Annotated in this window: 19 protein-coding genes; 16 read left to right on the top strand and 3 right to left on the bottom strand. The window is 62.2% G+C overall.

Features of this window, described 5'->3' with window-relative positions; all coding sequences use genetic code 11:
* The 12 genes from DK261_RS18990 to DK261_RS18935 all read left to right on the top strand — a co-directional run bounded on the left by DK261_RS18990 (position 1) and on the right by DK261_RS18935 (position 10,889).
* Positions 1–807, top strand: a complete 807-nt coding sequence (locus tag DK261_RS18990) for a MaoC family dehydratase (protein WP_009050744.1) — start codon at positions 1–3, stop codon at positions 805–807.
* Positions 804–1,070, top strand: a complete 267-nt coding sequence (locus tag DK261_RS18985) for an acyl carrier protein (protein ID WP_016703554.1) — start codon at positions 804–806, stop codon at positions 1,068–1,070. The genes DK261_RS18990 and DK261_RS18985 overlap by 4 nt, the downstream gene beginning before the upstream one ends.
* A gap of 35 nt (positions 1,071–1,105) precedes the next feature.
* Positions 1,106–2,005 carry a diiron oxygenase gene (locus DK261_RS18980; protein ID WP_009050742.1) on the top strand — a complete coding sequence of 300 codons (900 nt, stop codon included), beginning with the start codon at positions 1,106–1,108 and terminating at the stop codon, positions 2,003–2,005.
* Positions 2,002–3,525: an NAD(P)/FAD-dependent oxidoreductase gene (locus DK261_RS18975; protein ID WP_053269879.1), complete on the top strand. Its 1,524-nt coding sequence runs from the start codon at positions 2,002–2,004 to the stop codon at positions 3,523–3,525. The genes DK261_RS18980 and DK261_RS18975 overlap by 4 nt, the downstream gene beginning before the upstream one ends.
* A complete protein-coding gene (locus DK261_RS18970; protein WP_016703553.1) occupies positions 3,522–4,361 on the top strand; it encodes an alpha/beta hydrolase in 840 nt (279 codons plus the stop codon). The genes DK261_RS18975 and DK261_RS18970 overlap by 4 nt, the downstream gene beginning before the upstream one ends.
* 36 nt (positions 4,362–4,397) lie before the next feature.
* Positions 4,398–5,153 (top strand): SDR family NAD(P)-dependent oxidoreductase, encoded by a 756-nt coding sequence (locus DK261_RS18965; RefSeq protein ID WP_009050739.1) that lies wholly within the window; start codon positions 4,398–4,400, stop codon positions 5,151–5,153.
* Between the two features lie 38 nt (positions 5,154–5,191).
* A complete protein-coding gene (locus DK261_RS18960) occupies positions 5,192–6,697 on the top strand; it encodes an NAD(P)/FAD-dependent oxidoreductase (RefSeq protein ID WP_110176138.1) in 1,506 nt (501 codons plus the stop codon).
* A gap of 42 nt (positions 6,698–6,739) precedes the next feature.
* Positions 6,740–7,111: a ferredoxin FdxA gene (gene fdxA, locus DK261_RS18955; RefSeq protein WP_009050737.1), complete on the top strand. Its 372-nt coding sequence runs from the start codon at positions 6,740–6,742 to the stop codon at positions 7,109–7,111.
* 22 nt (positions 7,112–7,133) lie between these two features.
* Positions 7,134–8,771, top strand: a complete 1,638-nt coding sequence (locus DK261_RS18950) for an NAD(P)/FAD-dependent oxidoreductase (RefSeq protein ID WP_096375380.1) — start codon at positions 7,134–7,136, stop codon at positions 8,769–8,771.
* A gap of 103 nt (positions 8,772–8,874) precedes the next feature.
* On the top strand, positions 8,875–9,306 hold the full coding sequence (locus tag DK261_RS18945; RefSeq protein WP_009050735.1) for a hypothetical protein: 432 nt from the start codon (positions 8,875–8,877) through the stop codon (positions 9,304–9,306).
* Between the two features lie 92 nt (positions 9,307–9,398).
* Positions 9,399–10,043: an MBL fold metallo-hydrolase gene (locus tag DK261_RS18940; protein WP_028683358.1), complete on the top strand. Its 645-nt coding sequence runs from the start codon at positions 9,399–9,401 to the stop codon at positions 10,041–10,043.
* Positions 10,044–10,157: 114 nt separating this feature from the next.
* A complete protein-coding gene (locus DK261_RS18935; protein ID WP_009050733.1) occupies positions 10,158–10,889 on the top strand; it encodes an OmpA family lipoprotein in 732 nt (243 codons plus the stop codon).
* Between the two features lie 183 nt (positions 10,890–11,072).
* Here DK261_RS18935 and DK261_RS18930 read toward each other — a convergent pair whose 3' ends face one another.
* On the bottom strand, positions 11,073–11,507 hold the full coding sequence (locus DK261_RS18930) for a YhcB family protein (RefSeq protein ID WP_007928428.1): 435 nt from the start codon (positions 11,505–11,507) through the stop codon (positions 11,073–11,075).
* Positions 11,508–11,651: 144 nt separating this feature from the next.
* On the opposite strand from DK261_RS18930, the gene DK261_RS18925 reads away from it, so the two are divergent.
* The 3 genes from DK261_RS18925 to zapE all read left to right on the top strand — a co-directional run bounded on the left by DK261_RS18925 (position 11,652) and on the right by zapE (position 14,843).
* Positions 11,652–12,281 (top strand): alpha/beta hydrolase, encoded by a 630-nt coding sequence (locus DK261_RS18925; RefSeq protein WP_016703548.1) that lies wholly within the window; start codon positions 11,652–11,654, stop codon positions 12,279–12,281.
* Between the two features lie 24 nt (positions 12,282–12,305).
* Entirely contained in the window at positions 12,306–13,661 is a 1,356-nt protein-coding gene (locus DK261_RS18920) for a tryptophan--tRNA ligase (protein ID WP_009050731.1), read from the top strand.
* 87 nt (positions 13,662–13,748) lie between these two features.
* The gene (zapE, locus tag DK261_RS18915; RefSeq protein ID WP_110176137.1) at positions 13,749–14,843 is read left to right on the top strand and encodes a cell division protein ZapE; all 1,095 of its coding nucleotides are present in this window, start codon (positions 13,749–13,751) and stop codon (positions 14,841–14,843) included.
* A 47-nt stretch (positions 14,844–14,890) separates the two neighbouring features.
* On the opposite strand, the gene DK261_RS18910 is transcribed toward zapE, so the two are convergent.
* Positions 14,891–15,790, bottom strand: coding sequence for a GlxA family transcriptional regulator (locus DK261_RS18910; RefSeq protein WP_172666974.1), 900 nt, complete (start codon positions 15,788–15,790; stop codon positions 14,891–14,893).
* Positions 15,791–16,034: 244 nt separating this feature from the next.
* Here DK261_RS18910 and DK261_RS18905 point away from each other — a divergent pair, with 244 nt between their 5' ends.
* Positions 16,035–17,171, top strand: a complete 1,137-nt coding sequence (locus tag DK261_RS18905; RefSeq protein WP_016703546.1) for an acyl-CoA dehydrogenase family protein — start codon at positions 16,035–16,037, stop codon at positions 17,169–17,171.
* A 63-nt stretch (positions 17,172–17,234) separates the two neighbouring features.
* Here the strand turns inward: DK261_RS18905 and DK261_RS18900 are convergent, their stop codons facing one another.
* Positions 17,235–18,272, bottom strand: a complete 1,038-nt coding sequence (locus DK261_RS18900; protein ID WP_009050728.1) for an NADP(H)-dependent aldo-keto reductase — start codon at positions 18,270–18,272, stop codon at positions 17,235–17,237.
* Positions 18,273–18,465: the final 193 nt, after the last annotated feature.

Below are 18,465 nucleotides of genomic sequence, written 5' to 3'. Positions count from 1 at the left end.
ATGCAGCTGCAATTCGGAGCCGAGCAGATCGAGGCATGGGCCGGTCTCTCCGGCGATCGCAACCCGATCCACTTCGACCGCGAGGCGGCGCGCCGCATGGACGCAGCCGATGTGGTGGTGCATGGCATGCTCGCGCTGCTGCCGGTCAAGCACCGCATGGGGCGGGCCAGCCCGGTGTTGCCCCAGGACTGGATGCAGTTCAAGGCGCTGCTCAAGACCCCGGTGCTGCGCGACAGCACGGTAGCCCTGTCGACCCGCGAACGCAGTGACAGCACCGGGTTCAAGTTGCACTCGAGCGCTGACAACAGCGAACACGTGATCGGCCATGTACGCATCGTCGAGGCACCGGAGTGGTCATCCACAACCCCGGGTTTCCTGCTGGCACACGAGGAGGTCGCGGCCTGGCTCGCGCGCTTTCGTGATGACCTGGGCCGGGAGCTCGATGACTGGGTCGCGCTCGATGCGCTGATCTTTTCCCACTTCATCCGCAACCATCTGGGCGTGATCTTCGATTGCCTGTCCCCGCAGTTCCGTCAGCGGCAGCGGCCGAACCGGCTCGAGGATCTGTCCGATCACCTGGTGGTGCAGACCAGCCACCAGATCACCTTCTGCACATCGCTGCGCTCGCTGGGCGAGTTGCAGACCGATATCCGCTGCGAGATCGACAACATCCACCTGATCGAAAGCCCCGGCAAGGCCGTGGGCACCCTCGATCTCGGGGTGCATGTCAGCGATCGCCACGTAATGACCATCACCCTCGGCCTGATGATAAAGGCCCTTCCAACCTCCCAAGGAGCTATGCAATGACCACCGTAGAGAAAGTATTTGCCGTTGTTCGCGACCTCATCCTGGAACTCAAGGATGTCGACGAAAACGATGTGACCCTCGATACCCACATCGAAGCGATGGAGTTCGACAGCCTGGACTTCGTCGAGATGCAGGTCGTGGTGCAGAAGAAGATCGGCGTGGCGCTGGATCCCGACTCGTTCGTCAGCCGCAAGATCGCCACGCTGCGCCAGCTGTGCGAGTTCGTGGTCGAGCTCAAGGAATCGGCCGCTGTCCCTGCCTGACTGGCAGGTCCACCGTTACGGATAGGAGCAAGGGAATGTCCACGCTGACCAATAGTGTGCTCGCCATTTCAGAAGCAAGAGAGTCCAAGGTCCGCAAGCTGAGCGAAGTCTCGCACCACAAGACCATGGACCACGCGACCGTGCTGCCCTGGGACCAGGAGGTCGATCGCAGCCTGTACCCGAAGGACCCCGATCACCTGTGGATCAATGGCACGCGTTTCTGCGAAGGCCTGAGCGAGGCGCAGAAGCTGGAACTGGCCTGGCTGGAAACCGGCCGTGACATCTCCATGTTCATCTGGCTGGAGCAGACCATTCCACCGTTGTACATGGGCTATGTCACTCAGTTCCACGACCGCATCTCCCAGGACCTGCAGGAGTACCTGATGATCTTCTCCAAGGAGGAGATCGTTCACACCCTGACCTTCAAGCGTTTCATGGGCAAGGCCGGCCTGCAGTTGTGGAACCCACCGGTGGGCCTCTATGAGTTGCTCACCGAGACGCTGCCGAAGATGGAGCCCGCGGTGGGCGTGCTGTTCACGCTGCTGATCGAGTGGGTCGCGGAAATGGGCGCGATGCACACGTCCCAGGGGCCAGGCGTCGAGCCTATGACCCGGACCATGTTCCGTGAGCATCATCATGACGAGGCCCGGCATATCGCCTTCGGTCGCTGGATCAGCGAGTCGTTCTTTGAAACGGCGAGCCCCGAGTCCATCGCCCAGGTGAAGGCCATGAGCCGCCGGATCATTCCGGCGCTGATCGACATGTTCACCTACAACCCGGAAATCGCCCGGCACACCTCGTTCGAGTTCCCGATCGCGGTGGATGACAAGGCGAAGATCGAGGAAGTCTGGCGCTCTGCCCATAACGCCCGGCTCAACGACGCACGTTTTGCCGAGATCTATGCCTGGGTCGACAAGCTGGGGTTGCGGCAATGAACCAGCCGTCCTGGGACGCGATCTTCGTCGGTGCCGGGATCACCAGCCTGGCCTGTGCGGCGATGCTGGTCAAACGTGACCCCGGGGTGCGCCTGCTGATGGTCGACAAGCATATTGTCGTCGGCGGCTATGCCTCCACCTTCAGCCGGCCAAAGCAGGGTGCGGTGTTCGACTGCAGCCTGCACAAGCTCAGTGGCATGGCCGAGGGCGGCAACCTCATCCGCATCCTGCGTGACCTGGGGCTGGAGGAGACGCTGGATCTGGTTTATCCCCAGGACTACTTCTGCGCCTACCGGGACGGCACGGAGCTGCCGCTGGCCAACGATGCGGACGGGGCGGAGCGGCAGCTGGTCGAGCGCTTTCCCCATCAGGCCGAGGCCATCGCGACCTTCTTCGAGCACGTCCGGACCTATGGGCGCAACGGCTATTACCAGTTCCAGATGCTCGACGGCAGTTTCGAGCCGGACATGGCCCAGTTGCGTTTCGCCCATCGCAACCTGAAGCACAAGACCGTGCGCCAGGCGCTGCACGAACTGTTCGACGACCCGTACCTGATCGAGATCCTGGCGGCGCCGGGCATCTACGTCGGCGGCTACTCGGAAGACCTGGGCTATCTGTACTACCTGCATGTGGTGTACGCCACGCTCAACCGTGGCAACGCCTATGTCGCCGGCTCCTCCCAGCACCTGTCCAACCTGCTGGCGCAGCAGATCGAACAGGCGGGTGGGCAGATCCTGCTCAGCACCCGTGTCGATGGCGTGCTCACCGACGGCCAGGGCAACGCCACGGGCATCAACACCAATCGCGGGGTGTTCCATTCTTCGCGGGTGTACATCAACGCTTCACCGCATTACGCGGTGCAGCACCTGTTCGCGGCGGATGTGGAGCTGGCGGCCACCCGGGAGAAGCTCACCGGGCTGAAGCCGGCACGCTCGACCACCACGGTGTACCTGGTGACCGACCTGCCACCGGAGCAACTGGGCTTGCAGCACAGCGAATCGATGCTGTTCGCCGATGATCCGGCGGCAGGCGCCGAGTTGCGCATGGCGGCCGCCCTCAGCGGTTATGAGGCGCAGCTCAGCGAGCGGGCCTTCTGGGAGATGTCGCCGATCGAGGTCACCAACTATCACGCCCTGGACCCGGCTGCGGGCCAGGTGGTGTGCATCAACGTGCTCGACTCGATCGCCCATTGGCCGCAGCGCCGTACCGCGCAATACCGGGCCAAGAAGCAGCGGGCCAGCGACATCCTGGTGGAGCGTCTGTTGCGCCAGGTGCCGGGGCTGCGCGGGCATGTGCTGCATACCGAGGTCGCCACGCCCCATACCTATGTACGTTTCACCAACAACACCGACGGTTCGGGTTATGGGGCGATGGTCGGCACCGATCTCAAGGGCCATGTGTTCCATCACGGCTTCCCGGTGCAGGGCGTGCAGTTCCTCAGCGCCTGGGTGGCAGGTCCCAGTTACGAAGCCGCCTTCGGCTATGCCGAAATGAAGGCCAGGCAATGGAGGCGAGCATGAGCAAGAACGAGCAATCGACCGGTTGGCTGGGGATCGCCATTTCCAAGCTGTTCATCCGCGTCATGTTCCGTCAGGTACAGGGCTGGAAGCGTGACGTGCCCAAGCGTGCGGCAGGCTTTGTGGAGATCGCGCGCGACGGCAGCCGACTGGAGGGGGCGTCGCTGCGCACCAGCGCCATGCACCCTCGGGGCGTGGTGCTGTTGTGTCATCCGTTCCTCAAGTACGGCATGCATTACTTTTTCGAGAACAACCTGGACCAGGCATTTCTCGAGCAGGGCTATCACGTGGTCGCCTTCAACTTCAAAGGCTTCGGCCGCAGCACCATCGGCGGCCATGCGTTCGCCGACGATGTGCTGGCGATTGCCCGGCGCGTGTCGCGGGACAACCCCGGCCTGCCGATCCACCTGGTGGGCTGTTCGTTCGGTGGTTATCACCTGTCCCATGCCCTGGCGCGGGATGCCACGCCCTTTACCTCGGCCGTGCTGGACAGCGTGCCGATTTCGGTGCGCAGCTACTTCACCCGCGGGCCGTTGCGACTGGCCATGCGCTGGATCAGCGGCAGTCGCCTGGCGGTCCCCACGGGCACCTGTGCCATCGATCACTCGCTGCGCGGCGTGCGTCACCTGCCGATCGCCTACTTCTACGGGCGCAACGACCACTTCATCCCGGATGCCAGCGTGACCGGGCTCAGCCAGGAGTGCGAGGCGCTGCACGTGGTCGGTTTCGAGGGCTGTCGCCACCTGGAAAACCACAAGAAACACCGGGACCGCTACTTCGAGGAAATCTTCGATTTCTTCGCTCGTGCGGAAGCTCGAAAAACCGCCGTGCCGGCATGACGGCGGCAGGGATCATCAGGTCAAAGGATGTAGATCATGGAAGTTCAGCAGTCTTCAAACGGCAAATGGGTACTGGTCAGCGGCGGCAGTCGCGGCATTGGCCGCGCACTGGTCCTGGCCCTGGCCCGGGAAGGGTATCGGGTCGCGTTCACCTACCAGTCCTCGGCTGACGCGGCCTTGCAGCTGGAGCAGGAAGTGGCCGCCAGTGGCGGCCTGGCCAGCGGGCATGCCTGTGACGGCAGGAACCACGATTCGGTCGAGGCGGTGTGCGCACAGCTGGTGGAAACCCACGGCGAGCCCTACGGCTTGATCAACAATATGGGCGTGACCGGCGACCAGCTGCTGTTCAAGTTCGACATCGAGCGCTACCGCGACGTGGTCGCGACCAACCTCGATTCGGCGGTGTATTTCAGTAAATGCCTGGCTCCGGCGATGGCCGCCGAGCGCCGCGGCAAGATCCTGCACATGTCCTCCGTCAGCGGGCTCAAGGGCAACAAGGGGCAGATGGGGTACTCGGCGACCAAGGCGGCGATGATCGGCATCACCAAGACCATGGCCCTGGAAATGGCGCGCTTCAAGATCACCGTCAACGCCATCGCCCCAGGCTTCATTGCCACGGAGATGGTCGGGCAGATCGCCGACCCGATACGCAAGTCGATCACCGACACCATCCCCCTCAAGCGCTTCGGTGAAGTCCGCGAAGTGGCGGCCCTGGCCAGCTTCCTGCTGTCGCCCCAGGCCGACTACATCACTGGCCAGACATTCGTGATCGATGGCGGTCTGACGGCCTGATTAGCAGTTCTGATCTGGCCGCAGAGCCAGGAGAAATCATGAGTCAAGAATACGATACCGTTTTCGTCGGCGCGGGCCTTGGCGCGTTGGCGGGTGCCAGCCTTATGGCGCAGCGAGGCCAGAAAGTCCTGGTGGTGGAAAAGCACAACGTAGCCGGTGGTTACGCGAGCAATTTCCGCCGCAAGGATTTCAACTTCGATGTTTCGCTGCATTCGTTCGACGGCGTGGTGCGGGGCGCCGAGTCGTTCAATGTGATCCAGGCCTGTGGCGTGGCGGACAAGGTCGAGTTTCTCCATCACCCGACCTTGTATCGCTATCGCTCGCAGGACATCGACCTCACGGTCGGGCACCGCGACCTGGAAGGTTACAAGCGCGAGTTGTTCCGCTTCTTTCCCGAGGAGGTCGATAACATCAACCGGCTGTTCGCCGAGTCGCAGCGCAACTACAAGGACCTGTGCGGCTTCCTGTATTCGCGCAAGCCGTTCTGGATGAGGCTGGTGGCCACGCCGATGATCTATCCCCGGGTGCTCAAGTATGGGCATGAAACGGTGGATCACTACTTCTCGCGCTTCACCTCCAATGAGCGCCTCAAGGAAGTGCTGTCGGCGCAATGGAGCTACTACGGCCTGCCGGCCAAGGACCTGGCGTTCGGCTACTTTTCCTATCCCTTCATCGATTATCTGGAGAACGGCGGTTATTCGATCAAGGGCGGCTCACAGGCCTTGTCCAACGCCTTGGTCGAGGTCATCGAGCAGCATGGCGGCCGGGTCGAGCTGGAGTCGGCGGTCAACCAGATCGTGGTCGAGCGCGGCCGGGTCAGTGGCGTGGTGACGCGCAAGTCGGGCAAGGTCAAGGCGCGCAACGTCGTGGCCAATATCTCGCCCCATGCGGTGCTGGCATTGGCGGGCGAGCAGCACTTCGGTGCCAAGTACCGCTCGCGCCTGCGCCAGCTCAAGCTGTCGGTGTCGGGGTTCCAGGTCTACCTGGGGCTCGATTGCCCGCTGAGCGAGCTGGGCGTGGGCGCCGAGGAGTACATCCACTTCTTCGCCCCGCCGAAAACCCAGCGCCAACAGTTCGAGCATATCCAGGCCGGAGAGCTGCATGGCGACAACACCAGTTGGTCGATCAACTACTTCTCCAACGTCGATCCCTCGATGGTCCCGGTCGGAAAGTCCAGCCTGGGCCTGTTCACCCTGACGGGCGCCGGCGAATGGCACTCCCTGGACAAGCTCGCCTACCGGCGCAAGAAGATCGAACTCACCGAGCTGCTGATCGCCAACGCCGAACGGGTCATCCCCGGCCTGCGTCGGCACATCGAGGTCTGCGAGGCAGGTTCGCCGCGCACCATGAGCAAGTTCACCCATAACCCGGCGGGCGCGATCTACGGCTTCGAGCAGAACACCCGACAGTCCGGCCTGTTCAACCGTTTCCCGCAGAAATACCCGGTCAAGGGGCTGTACCAGGTCGGGGCCTGGACATTCCCGGGCGCAGGCTTCATCGGAACGATGTTGTCGGCGCGCTTGTTGGTCGACCGCTATTTCTGAGCGGCGACTTCCCAGTCCAACCAGACGTTTACGAGACTCACCATGACCTACGTAGTGACCGACAACTGCATCCAGTGCCGCCACACCAACTGCGTCGATATCTGCCCCGCGGATGCCTTCCACCTGGGGCCGAACTTCATCGTCATCAATCCCCAGGAGTGCGTCGATTGCGGCCTGTGCCTGCCCGAATGCCCGGAGGAAGCCATCCAGCCGGAGAACCAGCTCGATGACAGCAACCGGCATTTCCTCAAGCTCAACGCCGAGCTGGCCGAGCACTGGCCGGTGATCCTGCAGCGGATTCCGCCCCTGGCGGAGCATGAGCACTGGAGCCGCAAGCCGAACAAGCTGCCCCACCTGATACATGAGGCCGAGGCGGTCGATCCGACCCGCGACCACCACCTAGCCCACGCCTGATGCGCGACTGGAACCGTAACCCATGCAAAGCTTTGATCGATTCAAGACCCTCGAGAGCGACACCTTCGACGTGATAGTGGTCGGCGCCGGCATCGGTGGCCTGACGGCTGCCGCAACCCTGGCCAACCGCGGCAAGCAGGTGCTGGTGCTCGACATGCACTACGAAATGGGCGGTTGCGCCACGGTGTTCCACCGCAAGGGCAAGGACTACGAGTTCGATGTCGGCCTGCACTACATCGGCGACTGCGGCAAGGACGGCCTGATTCCGCGGATCCTGCGCGGGGCCGGCATCGATGACGGTGAAATCCGCTTTATCGAGCAGGACCCGGAAGGTTTCGAGACCCTGTGCTTTCCCGACTTCCAGTTCGCGGTTCCCCGCGGTTATGAACGCTTTCGCGAAAAGCTGCTGGAGGCGTTCCCTAAGGAGCGGGCGGGGATCAACCGCTATTTCAAGATGCTGCAGCAGGTCTGGGATTTCATGGGCATCCACTCGCGCCCGCTGACGGCGCTGTGGGTACTGCCGCGCTCGTGGATGCTGATGCGTCACGCCAAATCGACGGTGGCGCAATTCCTCGACACCTGTACCCAGGACCAGCGCCTGCGGGCCATCCTGACCGGGCAGCTGGGGGTCTATCACCAGCCGCCGAGCCGCGCGACCATGGCCGGCCATGCGGCGGTGGTCAATCACTTCCTGCAGGGTTCCTACTACCCCTCGGGCGGTGGCCAGATGTTCTCCGACAAGCTGGGCGAGGTGGTCGAGCGCAAGGGCGGCAAGATCCTCCTGCGCTCCAAGGTCGAACGTATCCTGATCGAGAACGGGCGTGCCGTGGGCGTCGAGTTCAGCAACAAGCACCTGGGCAAACGGGTGGTCAAGGCCGATGCGGTGATCTGCAACGCCGATATCAAGCAGGCCCTGCTCGGCCTGATCGGCCGTGAACACCTCAAGCCCAAGACCGTGCGCCGTGCCGAGCAGTTCGAGATGTCACCGGCCATGGGTGTGGTCTATCTCGGCATCGACATGGACCTCAAGGCCATGGGCCTGAAGAACACCAACTATCGCATCTACCCAGGCTGCGATTACGAGAAGGCCTACCGCGAGGTGTTCGCCGGGGCGTTTCCCGAGGAGCCCCATCTGTTTATCGGTAACGCCACCATGAAGGACCCGGATAACCCGGCCATCGCGCCACCGGGCATCTATAACCTGCAATTGATGTCGGCAGTGCCTTCCTCCCCGCAAAGCTGGGGCGTGACCCAGGCCGAGCTGACGGATGGCAGCTATCGGACCAACCCGGCCTACCTGGCGAAAAAAGAGTGGTACGCCCGCCAGTTGATTGCCTTGGCCGAACGGGTGATTCCGGGCATGTCGAAGCACATCGTCTATCAGGAAGTCTCGACGCCTTTTTCGGTCACGCGCTTTATCGGCTCCGAAGGCGGGACCTCCTACGGCCTGGCCTTTACCCCGGAGTACTTCCTGCACAACCGGCCGGGAGCCAAGACGGAGATCCGCAACCTGTACCTGTGCGGCGCTTCCACCCGTACCGGGCACGGCATCTTTGGCGCCATGACCGGTGGCGTGGAAGCGGCCGCGGCGGTCAGTGGTCGTCACGTGCGTTACCAGGTCATGGACATCGGCACCCGCGCCGAAGCGGCGGTCCGTTGACGGCGACGTCATGGCGCACCCCGTCGGTGCGCCATGACGTCTATGCTGCAGCGCGTGAATCATTGGATTCACCGAGAATGGACTGGCATCAAGGAGCGATGGAATGACGAATGGATACAACATGGCGCTGGTGATCGGCGCCGGGCTCAGCCTGTTGGCGGCGCTGATGCACGTCGGGGTGATCATGGTCGGGCCTTCCTGGTATCGCCTGTTTGGCGCAGGCGAGCGCTTTGTGCGGGCAGCCCAGGCCGGGCGCTGGTTTCCCGCGGTGGTCACGGCCGGGATTGCCCTGGTGCTTGCCGCCTGGGCGGCGTATGCGCTGTCCGCGGCCGGGGTGATCGCGCCCTTGCCCTTGCTGCGCCCGGCGCTGATCGCGATCACCCTGGTCTACCTGTTGCGTGGCCTGTTGGGGCCGGTCGCCCTGGCGGGCACCGGGCGCAGCCGGCGCTTCATCTTTGTCAGCTCGACGATCTGCCTGGTCTATGGCCTGGTGCATCTGTTCGGCCTGGTGCAAGTGTGGGGTTCCCTGGCCTAGGGGATGCTGCAGAGGGCTGCGGAGTTGAAAGTCAGGGCCCATTGCGGTCACCCTTGGCGTCATCAGCTTGGCCTCAGCCCTTTAGGACCCTCATGGACATCGCAAAACCTGCCCTTATCCGCGAAACCTTCCCCGTCGGCCCGTTGCAGTGCAACTGCACGATCATCGGCGACCCTGTTACAAAAAAGGCTATCGTCGTCGACCCGGGCGGCAACCCCGACCTGATCATGGCGCGGCTCGACGCGCTGGGGCTGAAGGTGGTGAGCATCATTCATACCCATGCCCACCTGGATCACTTCCTGGCCTCCGGGCAGATGAAGGAGAAAACCGGCGCGACCCTGCACCTGCACAAGGAGGATCAGTTCCTCTGGGACAACCTGGAGATGCAGTGCGGCATGTTCGGCGTGCCTTACACGCCGGTACCGGCGCCGGATCGCTGGCTGGCGGACGACGAAGAGCTGGCCTGCGGCTGCGGCGTGGCCCTGCATACGCCGGGGCATACCCCAGGTTCCATGAGCTTCTGGTTCGAAGAGGCTAAGCTACTGATTGCCGGCGACACCTTGTTCAAGCGCGGGGTAGGGCGCACGGACCTGTGGGGTGGCGACCAGGCCACCATCGTGCGTTCGATCAAGCAGCGTCTATACACCCTCGATGAAGACGCGACCGTGGTGGCCGGGCATGGTCCGGACACCCGCCTGGGCGATGAAATGCGTGAGAATCCCTTTGTCAGGGCCTGACATTTGCTGTCAAAAGTTTCACGGAATTTTTGTCATTGGCCGTGTTCAAACGCCTGCAAAGGTCTGTTGCCAACGTCCGCTGCATCACAGAATGAAAAAAGTAGGAGCTTCTCCATGTTCACCTCGCGTCGTTTGATCGTTGTTGCTACTGCTGTGGCCTTGTTGTCCGGCTGTGCTTCGCCTAACCCCTATGACAATCAGGGGCAGGCCGACGGCTCCACGGGCATGAGCAAAACTGCAAAATACGGTGGCTTGGGTGCCTTGGCCGGTGCGCTGGCCGGTGCCGCCATCGACCACAACAACCGTGGCAAGGGCGCGCTGATTGGCGCCGCGGTAGTCGGTGCTTCCGCCGCCGGCTACGGCTACTACGCCGACCAGCAGGAAAAGAAACTGCGTGCCAGCATGGCCAATACCGGGGTCGAAGTGCAGCGCCAGGGCGATCAGATTAAGCTGATCATGCCGGGTAACATCACGTTCGCCACCGATTCGGCGAACATCGCTCCAAGCTTCTATCAGCCGCTGAACAACCTGGCCAACTCCCTCAAGGAGTTCAATCAGAACCAGATCGAAATCGTCGGCTACACCGACAGCACCGGCAGCCGCCAGCACAACATGGACCTGTCCCAGCGTCGCGCCCAGAGCGTGGCGACCTACCTGACCTCGCAAGGTGTCAGCGGTGCCAACCTGTCGGCCCGTGGCGCTGGCCCGGATAACCCGATCGCCAGCAACAGCGACGTCAATGGCCGTGCGCAGAACCGTCGAGTGGAAGTGAACCTCAAGGCGATTCCTGGCCAGCAGTATGGTGGTCAGCAGCAACAGCCGGGTACGGTTCAGCAGTATCCGTAACTGATCGCTTGAATGAAGAAATGCCCGATCCTGTGATCGGGTATTTTTGTGTGTGGCCTTTGCCAGCCCCTTCGCGGGCTTGCCCGCGAAGAGGTCCGATCAGTCGCTATCCAGTCACCAGATACAAAAAAGCCCCCGGACAACCGAATTGTCCGGGGGCTTTTTATTGGACGCGAAGCCTGATTACTTCTTCAGACCATAATGCTCGTCGAGCATGCCAGGCGCGTTAGGCGTCTTTGGCGCGTAGTCCCGTGGCGGTTCCTGGTCGCGCGGCGGCGTCAGGCGTTCCCGTGGAGCCTGCACCGAGTCGGAGTGCAGCGCGGCCAGCAGGCGTTGGCGGGTCAGCTCGTCCAGGGCCAGGCGGTTGGCGCCCTCGGCGAGATGGTCCTGCACTTCCTGATAGCTTTGAGTGAGTTTTTTCACCAGGGTGGCGGTGCTGTTGAAGTGGGTGACCACTTCGTTCTGATAGCTGTCAAAACGTTCCTGAATATCATCCAGCTGACGTTGCGTGCGGTTAGGCGCGGCATTCGGCAGCAGGCGAGCGACCAGAAATCCAATGGCGACACCCGCGATCAGGGCAAGAGTCGGCAACAACCAAACTAAGAGCGAGTGTTCCACGAGTCCTTCCTCTATAAACGGCTTTGCTTTACGTTAACGGCTCGAACCTGCGCTGTATACCGCGATTCACTCGCAATAGATTGGCACAGACAATTTGCTAGACGAGTCGACCCGATTCGAGGTCACGGAGTTCCTTCCTTGCTTATGCGTGAAACCCCCGTAGTGATTGCCGGCCCGGTCGGCCAACTGGAAGCCCTGTATCTGGATGTCGCCGACGCCCGTGGCGTGGCGCTGATCTGCCATCCGAACCCGGTGCAGGGCGGCACCATGCTCAACAAGGTGGTCTCGACCCTGCAACGTACGGCGCGCGACGCCGGCCTGATCACCTTGCGTTTCAACTACCGTGGCGTCGGCGCCAGCGAAGGCAGCCACGACATGGGCAGCGGTGAGGTCGATGACGCGCAGGCGGCTGCCGAATGGCTGCGGGCCAGGCACCCGGATCTGCCGATGACCCTGCTCGGCTTCTCCTTCGGCGGCTTTGTCGCCGCCAGCCTCGGCGGGCGCCTGGAAGCCCGCGGCGAACAGCTCAAGCACCTGTTCATGGTCGCCGCTGCGGTGATGCGTCTGCGCGACAGCGACCTGCTGCCGCAGAATTGCCCGCTGACCCTGATCCAGCCGGAAACCGACGAAGTGGTCGACCCGCAACTGGTCTACGACTGGTCCGACGCGCTTGAGCGCCCCCATGAGCTGCTGAAAGTGGCAGAATGCGGACACTTTTTTCATGGCAAGCTCACCGATCTCAAGGATCTGGTGCTGCCACGACTCTCGAATTGATTGCAGTCTGATAAGCGATTACCCATGACTACTCGTACGCGCATCCTCACCGGCATCACCACCACCGGCACGCCGCACCTGGGCAACTACGCCGGCGCCATCCGCCCGGCGATCCTCGCCAGCCGCGACAGCAATGCCGATTCGTTCTACTTCCTGGCCGACTATCACGCCCTGATCAAGTGCGACGACCCGCTGCGTATCCAGCGCTCGCGCCTGGAAATCGCCGCGACCTGGCTGGCCGGTGGCCTGGATGTGGAGCGCGTGACTTTCTATCGCCAGTCGGACATCCCGGAAATCCCGGAGCTGACCTGGTTGCTGACCTGCGTGGCGGCCAAGGGCCTGCTCAACCGCGCCCACGCCTACAAGGCTTCGGTGGATAAAAACGTCGAAACCGGTGAAGACCCGGATGCCGGCATCACCATGGGCCTGTACAGCTACCCGGTGCTGATGGCCGCGGACATCCTGATGTTCAACGCGCACAAGGTGCCGGTCGGTCGCGACCAGATCCAGCACGTGGAAATGGCCCGTGACATCGGCCAGCGCTTCAACCACCTGTTCGGCCAGGGCAAGGAGTTCTTCACCATGCCCGAGGCGCTGATCGAGGAAAGCGTCGCCACCTTGCCGGGCCTCGATGGCCGCAAGATGTCCAAGAGCTACGACAACACCATCCCGTTGTTCAGCAGCGCCAAGGACATGAAGGACGCGATCTCGCGCATCGTCACCGACTCCCGCGCTCCTGGCGAAGCCAAGGACCCGGATAACGCACACCTGTTCACTCTGTTCCAGGCATTTGCGACACAGGCCCAGGCTGACGAATTCCGCAACGAACTGCTGCAGGGCCTGGGTTGGGGCGAGGCGAAGAATCGTCTGTTCCAGCTGCTGGACAACCAGCTGGGCGAAGCGCGCGAGCGTTATCACCAGTTGATCGAACGCCCTTCGGACCTGGAAGACATCCTCCAGGCCGGCGCCAAGAAAGCCCGCGCCGTGGCCACCCCGTTCCTCAACGAACTGCGTGAGGCCGTGGGCCTGCGTTCGTTCGTCAACCAGGTGCAAGTGGCGGCGACCACCAAGAAGAAAGCGGCCAAGGCCGCGCGCTTCGTCAGCTTCCGTGAAGACGACGGCAGCTTCCGTTTCCGCCTGCTGGCCGCCGATGGCGAGCAGCTGTTGCTGTCGCGCAACTTCGCCGACGGCAAGACTGCGGGTGCCGTGACCAAGCAACTGCAAGCCGGGCAGGCGCTGGATCTGCGCAGCGAAGCGCTGAGTTTCAGCGTCTGGCTGGAAGGTGAGTGCGTGGCCGACAGCCCGGCCTTTGCCGACGCGGCGGCCCGCGATGCGGCGATCGATGCACTGCGTGTCGCCCTGACGCCTGTGCAGGACTAACCGCAATCTCCCGACCAAGGGCTGATTGCCATTCTCAAGGGCCGTCGCTACAGTGACGGCCCGTTTTTGTTGCCTTGCTAACGAATTATGACGCCCCTAGAACGATACCAAGCTGATCTGAAACGCCCGGAGTTCTTCCACGACGCTGCGCAGGAAACCGCCGTGCGTCATTTGCAGCGCCTGTACGACGATCTGATCGCCGCGTCGAACAACAAGCCGGGCCTGCTGGGCAAGCTGTTTGGCAAGAAAGACCAGGTGCCGGTCAAGGGCCTGTACTTCTGGGGCGGGGTAGGGCGTGGCAAGACGTATCTGGTCGATACCTTCTTTGAAGCCCTGCCGTTCAAGCAGAAGGTCCGTACTCACTTCCACCGCTTCATGAAGCGTGTGCACGAAGAGATGAAGAGCCTGGGCGGCGAGAAGAACCCGCTGACCATCATCGCCAAGCGTTTCGCCGATGAGGCCCGGGTGATCTGCTTCGACGAGTTTTTCGTCTCCGACATTACCGACGCCATGATCCTCGGCACGCTGATGGAAGAGTTGTTCAAGAACGGCGTGACCCTGGTGGCCACCTCGAACATCGTGCCGGACGGTCTGTACAAGGACGGCCTGCAACGGGCGCGCTTCCTGCCGGCCATTGCCCTGATCAAGCAGCACACCGAAATCGTCAACGTCGACAGCGGTGTCGACTACCGTCTGCGTCATCTGGAGCAGGCCGAACTGTTCCACTTCCCGCTGGACGAAGCGGCCCACGAAAGCCTGCGCAAGAGCTTCCGCGCGCTGACGCCGGAATGCACCCAGGCGGTGGAAAACGATGTGCTGATCGTCGAGAACCGCGAAATCCGCGCCCTGCGTACCTGTGATGATGTGGCCTGGTTCGACTTCCGCGAACTGTGCGACGGTCCGCGCAGCCAGAACGACTACATCGAGCTGGGCAAGATCTTCCACGCTGTGCTGGTCAGTGGTGTCGAGCAGATGAGCGTCGCCACCGACGACATCGCCCGTCGCTTCATCAACATGGTCGACGAGTTCTATGACCGTAACGTCAAGCTGATCATTTCCGCTGAAGTCGAGCTCAAGGACCTGTACACCGGCGGTCGCCTGACCTTCGAGTTCCAGCGCACCCTCAGCCGTCTGCTGGAAATGCAGTCCCACGAGTTCCTCTCGCGGGCGCACAAGCCTTAACGGTTGTCCGGATAAAAGAAGGGCCTGCATTGCAGGCCCTTTTTCATTTATGCGGCTTGTTGGTGAAACTGCTGCCGGTACTGGTTCGGCGACAGCTCGGTGTGCTGGCGGAACAGGCGGGCGAAGAAGCTCGCATCGTCATAGCCAACCTCGTAGCTGATGGTCTTGATGCTCTTGCGCGTTCCCGAGAGCAGGCCCTTGGCGGTTTCGATACGCAGGCGTTGCAGGTAATGCAGGGGCTTGTCGCCGGTGGCGGTCTGGAAGCGCCGCATGAAATTGCGAATGCTCATGCCATGTTCCCGGGCCACGTCCTCGAAGCGGAACTTGTCGGCGAAGTGCTCTTCGAGCCAGTGCTGGATCTGTAGGATGATCACGTCCTGGTGCAGCTTCTGGCCGCCGAAGCCAATACGCCCCGGGGAATAGCTGCGCTGCACTTCATAGAGAATGTCGCGGGCCACGGCCTGGGCGACGTTGGCGCCGCAGAAGCGCTCGATCAGGTAGATGTACAGGTCGCAGGCCGAGGTGGTGCCGCCGGCGCAATACAGGTTGTCGGCGTCGGTCAGGTGCTTGTCCTGATTGAGCTGGACCTTGGGGAAGCGCTCGCTGAAGGCATTGAAGAAGCGCCAGTAAGTGGTGGCTTCCTTGCCGTCGAGCAGCCCGGCCTCGGCCAGCCAGAACACCCCGGTGGCCTCTCCGCAGAGCACCGCGCCGCGGGCATGTTGCTGGCGCAGCCAGGGCAGGATCTGTGGATAACGTTGGCAGAGAGTTTCGAAATCGTCCCAGAACGCCGGGAGGATGATCACATCGGTATCTTCCAGGGCGCCGTCCACCGGGAGCATCACGTTGCTGAAACTGCACACCGGTTTTCCGTCCGGGCTGACCAGGCGGGTTTCGAATGCCGGGGTCAGGCCCTGGCCCAGCTGCTTGCCGTAGCGCAGGCTGGCCAGATGGAAGAAGTCCTTGGCTTGCATGAGGGTGGAGGCGAAAACGCGGTCGATCGCCAGGATGCTGACGCGCCGCAAGGGCGTGGAGGTTTGGTTAGACATAATTCAATTGTTCTTATAGGGGAAAGTGGTCACCAGACGGCTGGATCGTCTTATTTTTTGTCGGATGTGTCCAGTGTCCTGTGTCGTACGCGTGGGCTTAGGCTCTGTGGGCCAATCCCGGCTAACAATAACGACAGGTGGCCCCATGATCCCCAGAACCTTGTTCAGCTCCGAGCACGAACTCTTTCGTGACAGCGTGCGTACCTTCCTGGAAAAGGAGGCCGTGCCGTTCCATGGGCAATGGGAAAAACAGGGCTACATCGACCGCGCCTTGTGGAACAAGGCCGGTGAGGCGGGCATGCTCTGCTCCCATCTCCCCGAGGAGTACGGCGGGCTGGGGGCTGACTTCCTCTATAGCGCGGTGGTGATCGAGGAAGTGGGGCGTCTCGGCCTGACCGGCATCGGCTTCTCCCTGCATTCCGACATCGTCGCGCCCTACATCCTGCATTACGGCAGCGAGGCGCTGAAACACAAGTACCTGCCGAAACTGGTATCTGGCGAGATGGTCACGGCCATTGCCATGACCGAGCCGGGCGCTGGTTCCGACCTGCAAGGGGTCAAGACCACCGCGGTGCTGGACGGTGACGACTATGTGATCAACGGCTCGAAGACTTTTATTACCAACGGCTATCTGGCCGATCTGGTGATTGTCGTGGCCAAGACCGATCCCAAGGCCGGCGCCAAGGGCACCAGCCTGTTCCTGGTGGAGGCGGATACGCCCGGTTTCTCCAAGGGCAAGCGCCTGGAAAAGGTCGGCATGAAGGCCCAGGACACGTCGGAGCTGTTCTTCCAGGATGTTCGCGTACCCAAGGAAAACCTGCTGGGGCAAGCCGGGATGGGCTTTGCCTATCTGATGCAGGAGCTGCCGCAGGAGCGCCTGACGGTGGCGGTGGGTGGCCTGGCATCAGCTGAGGCGGCATTGCAGTGGACCCTGGAATACACCCGCGAGCGCAAGGCCTTCGGCAAATCGATCGCCGACTTCCAGAACACCCGCTTCAAGCTGGCGGAGATGGCCACCGAGATCCAGATCGGTCGAGTATTCGTCGACCGCTGCCTGGAATTGCACCTGCAAGGCAAGCTCGACGTACCGACCGCCGCCATGGCCAAGTACTGGGGCACGGACCTGCAATGCAAGGTGCTCGACGAGTGCGTGCAGCTGCACGGCGGTTACGGCTTCATGTGGGAATACCCGGTGGCCCGGGCCTGGGCGGATGCGCGAGTGCAGCGGATCTATGCCGGGACCAACGAGATCATGAAGGAGATCATCGCGCGTTCCCTGTAGCGCGTTGTCTCCTGCGTAGAGGCGAGCTTGGCGGGCCAGATCGCTTCTAGGCGGGAGGGCAGGTTACGGCGCCGGGTTCGGGTGGTCCTTGTGGATCGCCTCGATGCCGGCCAGCACCTCATTCGACAGCTTCAACTCAAGACTGGCGATGTTGCTGTCCAGTTGCTCAAGGGTGGTCGCGCCGATGATGTTGCTGGTGACGAACGGTTGCTGGGTGACGAATGCCAGAGCCATTTGCGCCGGGTCCAGGCCGTGTTCGCGGGCCAGGGCGACATAACGGCTGCAGGCCGCTTCCGATTGCGGGTTGAAGTAGCGGCTGAAGCGGCTGTACAGGCTCAGGCGGCCTTTGGCCGGGCGCGCGCCGCCTTCGTATTTGCCGGAGAGGAAGCCGAACGCCAGGGGCGAATAGGCCAGCAATCCACATTGTTCGCGAATGGCGATTTCCGCCAGGCCCACTTCAAAGCTGCGGTTGAGCAGGTTGTACGGGTTCTGGATCGATACCGCCCGTGGCCAGCCGCGGCTCTCGGCCAGGGCCAGGAACTTCATGGTGCCCCAGGGCGTTTCGTTGGACAGGCCGATGTGGCGGATCTTGCCGGCCTTGACCTGTTCGTCCAGGGCTTCGAGGGTTTCCTCCAGCGGGGTGAAGTCTTCTTCCTTGTGCTTGTAGCCCAGCTGGCCGAAGAAGTTGGTGCTGCGCTCCGGCCAATGTAGCTGGTAGAGGTCGATCCAGTCGGTCTGCAGGCGCTCGAGGCTGGCGTCCACGGCTTGGACTATGTGCTTGCGGTTGTGTTTGAGCTGCTTGTCGCGGATGTAGTCGATGGTATTGCCGGGGCCGGCGATCTTGCTGGCGAGGATCCAGTCGGCGCGATCGCCGCGAGCCTTGAACCAGTTACCGATGTAGCGCTCGGTGGTGGCATAGGTTTCGGCCTTTGGCGGCACCGGGTACATCTCGGCGGTGTCGATGAAATTGATTCCCGCAGCCTTGGCCCGTTCGATCTGGGCGAAGGCCTCGGACTCGCTATTTTGCTCGCCCCAGGTCATGGTTCCCAGGCAGATTGCGCTCACGTTCAGGTCGGTCCGGCCTAGCTGGCGATAGTCCATCGGGTGCTCCTTCGGCAAAACAATCATAAAAGCAGGTTGAATTTTTTTTCGCAATCTGCATAATTCCGCAGCTCTTTCTGCAGTGGAAGTGATGCGCCGCCTGCCGAAGAATCTTGCCGTATAACGGACGCGCTGACCCGAGCCCCCGATAGCGTCTGTATCCGGCTGCCTTTGACTTGTCAAAGTACGCACT

This window comes from Pseudomonas sp. RW409 (genome assembly GCF_003184125.1).
GTDB classification, from domain to species: domain Bacteria; phylum Pseudomonadota; class Gammaproteobacteria; order Pseudomonadales; family Pseudomonadaceae; genus Aquipseudomonas; species Aquipseudomonas chlororaphis_I.
Note: the sequence above shows the minus strand (reverse complement) of the source record. Positions and strands in the feature narration are given on the sequence as shown.

Excerpts from the sequence above, each read along its gene's own strand:
- DK261_RS18990 (WP_009050744.1), top strand. The coding sequence starts at position 1 with ATGCAGCTGCAATTCGGAGCCGAGCAGATCGAGGCATGGGCCGGTCTC.
- DK261_RS18985 (WP_016703554.1), top strand. The coding sequence starts at position 804 with ATGACCACCGTAGAGAAAGTATTTGCCGTTGTTCGCGACCTCATCCTG.
- DK261_RS18980 (WP_009050742.1), top strand. The coding sequence starts at position 1,106 with ATGTCCACGCTGACCAATAGTGTGCTCGCCATTTCAGAAGCAAGAGAG.
- DK261_RS18975 (WP_053269879.1), top strand. The coding sequence starts at position 2,002 with ATGAACCAGCCGTCCTGGGACGCGATCTTCGTCGGTGCCGGGATCACC.
- DK261_RS18970 (WP_016703553.1), top strand. The coding sequence starts at position 3,522 with ATGAGCAAGAACGAGCAATCGACCGGTTGGCTGGGGATCGCCATTTCC.
- DK261_RS18965 (WP_009050739.1), top strand. The coding sequence starts at position 4,398 with ATGGAAGTTCAGCAGTCTTCAAACGGCAAATGGGTACTGGTCAGCGGC.
- DK261_RS18960 (WP_110176138.1), top strand. The coding sequence starts at position 5,192 with ATGAGTCAAGAATACGATACCGTTTTCGTCGGCGCGGGCCTTGGCGCG.
- fdxA (WP_009050737.1), top strand. The coding sequence starts at position 6,740 with ATGACCTACGTAGTGACCGACAACTGCATCCAGTGCCGCCACACCAAC.
- DK261_RS18950 (WP_096375380.1), top strand. The coding sequence starts at position 7,134 with ATGCAAAGCTTTGATCGATTCAAGACCCTCGAGAGCGACACCTTCGAC.
- DK261_RS18945 (WP_009050735.1), top strand. The coding sequence starts at position 8,875 with ATGACGAATGGATACAACATGGCGCTGGTGATCGGCGCCGGGCTCAGC.
- DK261_RS18940 (WP_028683358.1), top strand. The coding sequence starts at position 9,399 with ATGGACATCGCAAAACCTGCCCTTATCCGCGAAACCTTCCCCGTCGGC.
- DK261_RS18935 (WP_009050733.1), top strand. The coding sequence starts at position 10,158 with ATGTTCACCTCGCGTCGTTTGATCGTTGTTGCTACTGCTGTGGCCTTG.
- DK261_RS18925 (WP_016703548.1), top strand. The coding sequence starts at position 11,652 with ATGCGTGAAACCCCCGTAGTGATTGCCGGCCCGGTCGGCCAACTGGAA.
- DK261_RS18920 (WP_009050731.1), top strand. The coding sequence starts at position 12,306 with ATGACTACTCGTACGCGCATCCTCACCGGCATCACCACCACCGGCACG.
- zapE (WP_110176137.1), top strand. The coding sequence starts at position 13,749 with ATGACGCCCCTAGAACGATACCAAGCTGATCTGAAACGCCCGGAGTTC.
- DK261_RS18905 (WP_016703546.1), top strand. The coding sequence starts at position 16,035 with ATGATCCCCAGAACCTTGTTCAGCTCCGAGCACGAACTCTTTCGTGAC.
- DK261_RS18900 (WP_009050728.1), bottom strand. The coding sequence starts at position 18,272 with ATGGACTATCGCCAGCTAGGCCGGACCGACCTGAACGTGAGCGCAATC.